Here is a 5,637-nt window from a genome sequence, read left to right on the forward strand (position 1 = left end):
GGGGCCCGCCGGTCGTCGGACGGGCGCGGCGGCGGGGCTCACATCCGGCGGACGCGCAGCACGCCGGTCAGCATCGGGAGGGTGAACTCGCCGGAGCCGGTCTCCGGTCGGTCGGCGAGATAGGCGTGGGTGGCGTCCAGCAGGGCCTTCCGCTCCTGCTCCGGCATGACCAGGACGCCCGCCTTCGTCGCGAGGGTGGCGGCGAGGGACTCCGCGGTCCGCTGCTGCCCGTGCGGGAACTCCGCCTGCTCCGGCGAGTCGAACCACGCGCCCCCGCCGGACCTGGGCAGGTGCATCCGCGCCGTCTCGGTGCGCCAGCCGGCGGGCACGTCGCGCGGGCCGATGGCGGCGGGGCCGGTGACGCGGGCGAGGTCGGCCACCCAGTCGACTCCGTCGTCGAAGACGTTCCACAGGCCGGCCAGCACACCGGCGGGCGCGAGGACCCGGGCGATCTCCGGGCCCGCGACGTCCATGTCGAACCAGTGCATGGCGTTGCCGGACACCACCGCGTCGACGGAGCCGTCCGCCAGCGGGATCGCCTCGGCGCTGCCCGGCAGCGCGCGCACGTCCGGCAGTGTGCCGCGCAGCTCGGCCAGCATCGCCGGGTCGGGCTCGACCGCCACGACGTCGTGGCCGAGGGCGACCAGCGTGGCGGTGAGCTTGCCCGTCCCGGCGCCGAGGTCGAGCACCCGCGGGCCCGGCGCGGTGTCGAGGGCCCAGCGCACGGCGGCCCGCGCGTAGTCCGGGCGGTGCTCGGCATAGGCGACCGCCGCCCTTCCGAACGACGAGCCGTGCAGCCGCCGTTCGTCCTGTGCGGACGGCTGCCCGGTGCGCAGGTGGCCCGGTGCGGCGTTCTGGTGGTGCCCGGTGGTGCGGTCGGTCCCCGTCATCGAAGCTCCTTCGGATCGGCGGTCTGTGCCGGGTGGGTGCACAGCGCGCTGCGGCCGACCGGGGTCGACCCGACCCGGACGGCGCGATGTATCGGTCCGATGTATCGAACCGATACATCGAGACCCTAGGCACCGGAGTGCCGCGGCACAAGGCCCGCGTCCGCTGACCGGGGATCAGGACCGGTGCGCGGGCGGGTGGTCGCGGAGCCCGGCGACGGCGGCCCGTGGGTGATCGCTAGCCTGACGCGGTGACGATCGAACTGCGGATACTGTCCACCGTCTCCTGCCGGGGCGAGGAGGTCACCGCCCCCGGATTGCGGGGGCTGCTCGCGCTCTTGGCGCGGGAGGTGCGGGGCGGGTGCGGCCGGGGGAGCCTGCTGGACGGGCTGTGGCCGGAGGACGGGCCCGAGCGGCCGGAGAAGGCGCTGCAGGTGCTGGTGTCGCGGGCGCGGGCGAAGTTCGGGGCGGACCTGATCGTCAGCACGCCGACCGGGTACCGGCTGGGGCTCGGGGAGGAGCGGGTGGACGCCTCCGCCGTGCTGTTGCACGCCGCCGCCTGCGCCGAGAAGGCGCGGGCCGGGGACCACGCCGGGGCGCTCGCCGAGGCCGAGGCGGGGCTGGAGCTCTGGGAAGGCGAGAGCGGGCCCGCCGACCCCGACGGGACGGACCCGGTGTCCGCGCTGCGCGTCGAGCGGGACCCTACCCGCCGGGCGTTGCGGCGTGGCCGGGCGCTCGCGCTGGCGCGCACCGGGCTGCACCCGGAGGCCGTCGAGGCGCTCGCCGAGGAGGCCGCCGGGCAGCCGAGGGACGAGGAGGTGCTGCTGGAGCTGCTGCGCAGCGAGGCCCGGACGGCCGGGGCGGCGGCCGCGCTGGGCCGGTACGACCGCTACCGCCGCGGCCTGCGGGACACCCTGGGCGCCGACCCCGGCCCCGAACTGCGGCAACTGCACCAGGAGTTGCTGCGCGGCGAGGCGGCGCCGGTGCGGCGCGGGGTGCCGCACGAGCCGAACGCCCTGGTGGGCCGGGAAGCCGACCTCGTCGCCGTGGCGGAGCTGCTGGGCGCCGCCCGGGTGGTGTCGGTGGTCGGCCCCGGCGGGCTCGGCAAGACCCGGCTGGCCGCCGCCGTGGCACGCGCGGCGACGCAGCGGGTGGTGCACCTGGTGCCGCTCGCCGCAGTGGCTGCCGACCGGGACGTGGCCGGGGCGGTCGCGGCCTCGCTCGGCACCGGGGACCGGGCGGGGATCGCCGGCGCCCTGGGCCCCGGGCCGGTGCTGCTGGTGCTGGACAACTGCGAGCAGGTGGTGCGCGGCGTCGCCGACCTGGTGCGGGCGCTGGTCGCGGCCCGCCCCGACCTGCGGGTGCTCACCACCAGCCGCACGCCGCTCGGGATCTCCGCCGAATCGCTGTACCTGCTCCCCGAGCTGGACCGGGCGGCCGCCGTCGAGCTGTTCGCCCAGCGGGCCCGCGCGGCCCGGCCCGACGTCGAGCTGCCCGTCGGTCCGGTCGCCGGCCTGTGCGCCCGGCTGGACGGGCTGCCGCTGGCGCTGGAGCTGGCGGCGGCCCGGGTGCGGGTGCTGACGGTGACCGGGATCGCCGACCGGCTGGCCGACCGCTTCGCCCTGCTGCGCGGCGGACCGCGCGACGCGCCGCGGCGCCACCGCACCCTGCAGGCCGTGGTCGACTGGAGCTGGAACCTGCTGGACCCGCCGGGCCGGGCCGCCCTGCGCGCGCTGTCCGTCTTCCCCGGCGGTTTCACCGCCGAGGCGGCGGAGCGGCTGCTCGGCGCCGCCGCCGACAGCACCGGTGCCGACGTCCTGACCGTCCTGGAGGACCTGGTCGACCAGTCCCTGCTGCGCCTGGCCGACACCCCGAGCGGCGGACGGTTCCGGATGCTGGAGACGGTCCGCGAGTTCGGCGCGGCCGAGCGGACGAAGGCGGCGGAGGACGAGACCGTCACCGCCGGATTCCTCACCTGGGCACGGGAGTTCGGCATCGCCCACCACGACGGCCCGTTCGGCCCGGCGGCCGTGCCGCAGTGGCGGCTGGTCCGGGCCGAACAGGACAACCTGGTCCGCGCGCTGCGCCTGGCCCTCGCCGCCGGGGACGGACCGACGGTCGCCGCCACCGCCGCCGTCCTCGCCGGGCTGTGGACCGCCGAGGGCAACTACGTCCGGCTGCTCGCCCTCGCCGAGGACACCGGCGGCCCGGTCTCCCGGCTGCGCCCCGGGCCCGAACTGCTGGAGCCGGTGCGCACCCTCACCGCGCTGAGCACCGTCAACACCCTGCTCGCCGCGGGCGGCGGGCTCGGCACCGGCACCGGCGCGTTGCGCCTGCTCGCCGCCCTGCGCCGACTGCCCCCGGCCGCGCCGGACACCCCGGTCCGGGCGATCGCCACCGTGATGGCGGCCGTCCCCGAGGTGCTGGGCTCCACGCCGGACGGTCCGGACGGCGCTGTGGACGGCGCTCTGGACGGCGGCGCGCTGGCAGTCCTGTGCGCCGCCCCGGAACCGCTGCTCGCCGGTGTGGCCGAGGCGGTGGCCGGCTACCGGTGGGAGCGCGCCCAGGAGACGGAGCGGGCGACCGCCTCGGCGCGGCGGACGCTGGCGGCCGTCGAGGCGCTGCCGGTGCCCTGGCTGCGGGTGCTCGCGCTCGCCCGCCTCGGCGAACTGCACCTCCAGGGCGAGCGCGGCGCCGAGGCGCTGCCGCTGCTGCGTGCGGCGATGGCCGAGCTGGACCGGCTCGGCGACTGGAGCGACATGCTGGGCCTGCGCTGGGGCATGGTGATCGGCAGTCTGCAGGCCGGGGACCCGGACGGTGCCGAACACTGGCTGGAGCTGGCGGTGCGGCACCGGCCGGCCGATGCCGTCGACCTGCTCACCCCCGAGCTGGGCGCCCGGGCGGAGATCGCCCTCGCCCGGGGCGAGGTGCGGACCGGGCTGGCGCTGTGGCGGCGGTCCGTCGCCATGGTCACGCGTGCCGCGGAGCCGCCCGCGGAACTGCTCGCGCGTGCCGCGGAGTTGCCCGCGGAACTGCTCGCCCGCGGTGCGGAGCCGCCCGCGGGGCCCCTCCCCGACCCGTCCTGGGCGCTTGAGCTGGTGGCGGCCTGCGTGGCCGCGCACGCCCGGCACGGCGAGCCGGACCGGGTGGCCGCCCTGGCCGCCGGACTCCCGGAGCGGCTGGCCGAACTGCTCGACCGGCCGGCCGCCCTGGTGGAGGGCCCGCTCGCCGGGGCGCTGCTGCTGGCACTCGGCCTGGCGGCGCTGGACCGGGGCGCCCGCGACGGCGATCCCGAGCGGACCAGGGCGGGCGTGCGGCTGGTCGTGCTGGCCGAGCGGTTCCGCTGCCTGCGCAACTTCCGGCCGACCATGGGCTCGGCGGAGGCCCGGGCCGAGGCCGAGCGGGCCGACCCGGGGGAGTGCCGTCGGGCGATCGCCGAGTACGGGGCGGCGGACCGCACCGCCCTGGCGGCCGAGGCCCGCCGGCTGGCGGGCGTCCGACCGTGCGGTCCGGACGCCTGAGACCCGGCCCGCCGCGACGGCAGCCGCTCAGAGCCGCACCGGCAGCCGCAGCAGGTGGAAGCCGTCGGCCGGCCAGTGGCCGAACTCCAGCTCGTCCCGGGCGACCCCCAGCGCCGCTTCCGGCCGCCGGATCACCACCCGCTCCAGCACCACCGAGGTGACCAGCCGGCCGAGGGCCGCGCCCAGGCAGTAGTGCGCGCCGTGGCCGAACGCCAGGTGGCCGTCGCCACGTCCGAACTCCCGGGCGATGTCCAGGCGTTCGGGCGCCTCGCCGTACTCCTGCGGGTCGTGGTCGGCGGCCAGCAGGGCGACGGTGACCGGGTCGCCGGCGCGCAGCGCCGTCCCGGCGAACTCGAAGTCCTCGGCCGCGTACAGGGTCGCGCCGATCCGGACCAGGGTGATGTGGCGCAGCAGTTCGGGGACGGCCCGCTCCAGCAGCTTCGGCTCGGCGCGCAGCCGGGCCAGCTGGTCGGGGTGGTCGAACAGGGCGAGCAGGCCGTGGGCGAGGAACAGGGCGGGCGGGGTGATGCCGGTGTTGATCAGCAGGACGACGATCGAGATCAGGTCGTCCTCGTCCAGCGGCTGCTCGCCCTCGCGGGTGTCGTGCACCAGGGCGGAGACGAGGTCCTCGGTGCGCTCGGAACGGCGGCGGGCGACCAGTTCCCTGACGTGGTCGACGATGCCGACCAGGCCCTCGATCATCCGGCTGCCGTCGCCGTACGCGAAGTCGCGGATCCAGTCGCAGACCCGGGGCCGGTCGGCCTCCTCGACGCCGACCAGCTCGCAGACCAGGTGGGTGGTCAGCGGGTAGGCGAACTCGCCCAGCAGGTCGGCCGGTTCGTCCCGGGCGGCGAGGCCGGCCAGCAGCTCGTCGGCGGTGCGCTCGACGAAGCCGCGCAGGGCGGCGATCCGGCGGGCGGTGAAGGCGCGGGTCAGCGGCGCGCGGCGGCGGGCGTGCTCCTCGCCGTCGAACAGCGCGAGGTGACCGGAGAGGTACTTGGCGTACTCGGCCGGGAAGCCGTCGAAGGCGGCGGCCATCAGTTCGTCCTGCGGGTCGGATTCGGCGCCGGCCGGGGCGGCGATGCCCGTGCGGTCCCGGACCAGCCGCGGTTCGGTGAGGGCGGCCTTGACGTCGGCGTAGCGGGTGACCAGCCGGACCGGGGTGTCCAGGCCGGGCAGGACGACCTGGGGCAGTGCGCGCTGTCCGCGGAACCGGGCGTAGGCGCCGG

General features: G+C 77.6%; 3 protein-coding genes. 1 reads left to right on the top strand and 2 read right to left on the bottom strand.

The features are described from left to right. Window positions 1-38 precede the first annotated feature (38 nt). Window positions 39-890, bottom strand: a complete 852-nt coding sequence (locus tag ACIQOV_RS24620) for a class I SAM-dependent methyltransferase (protein WP_401051815.1) — start codon at window positions 888-890, stop codon at window positions 39-41. A gap of 248 nt (window positions 891-1,138) precedes the next feature. Here ACIQOV_RS24620 and ACIQOV_RS24625 point away from each other — a divergent pair, with 248 nt between their 5' ends. After that, entirely contained in the window at window positions 1,139-4,408 is a 3,270-nt protein-coding gene (locus ACIQOV_RS24625) for an ATP-binding protein (RefSeq protein ID WP_401051817.1), read from the top strand. A 27-nt stretch (window positions 4,409-4,435) separates the two neighbouring features. On the opposite strand, the gene ACIQOV_RS24630 is transcribed toward ACIQOV_RS24625, so the two are convergent. After that, window positions 4,436-5,637 (bottom strand): cytochrome P450 (locus tag ACIQOV_RS24630; RefSeq protein ID WP_401051819.1); only part of this gene is annotated, 1,202 nt, incomplete at its 5' end.

The organism is Kitasatospora sp. NPDC091257 (assembly GCF_044757675.1).
In the GTDB taxonomy this organism is placed as follows: domain Bacteria; phylum Actinomycetota; class Actinomycetes; order Streptomycetales; family Streptomycetaceae; genus Kitasatospora; species Kitasatospora lactacystinica.

Bases quoted from the DNA above. Each gene is read 5' to 3' on its own strand.
- ACIQOV_RS24620 (WP_401051815.1), bottom strand. From the start codon at position 890: ATGACGGGGACCGACCGCACCACCGGGCACCACCAGAACGCCGCACCG.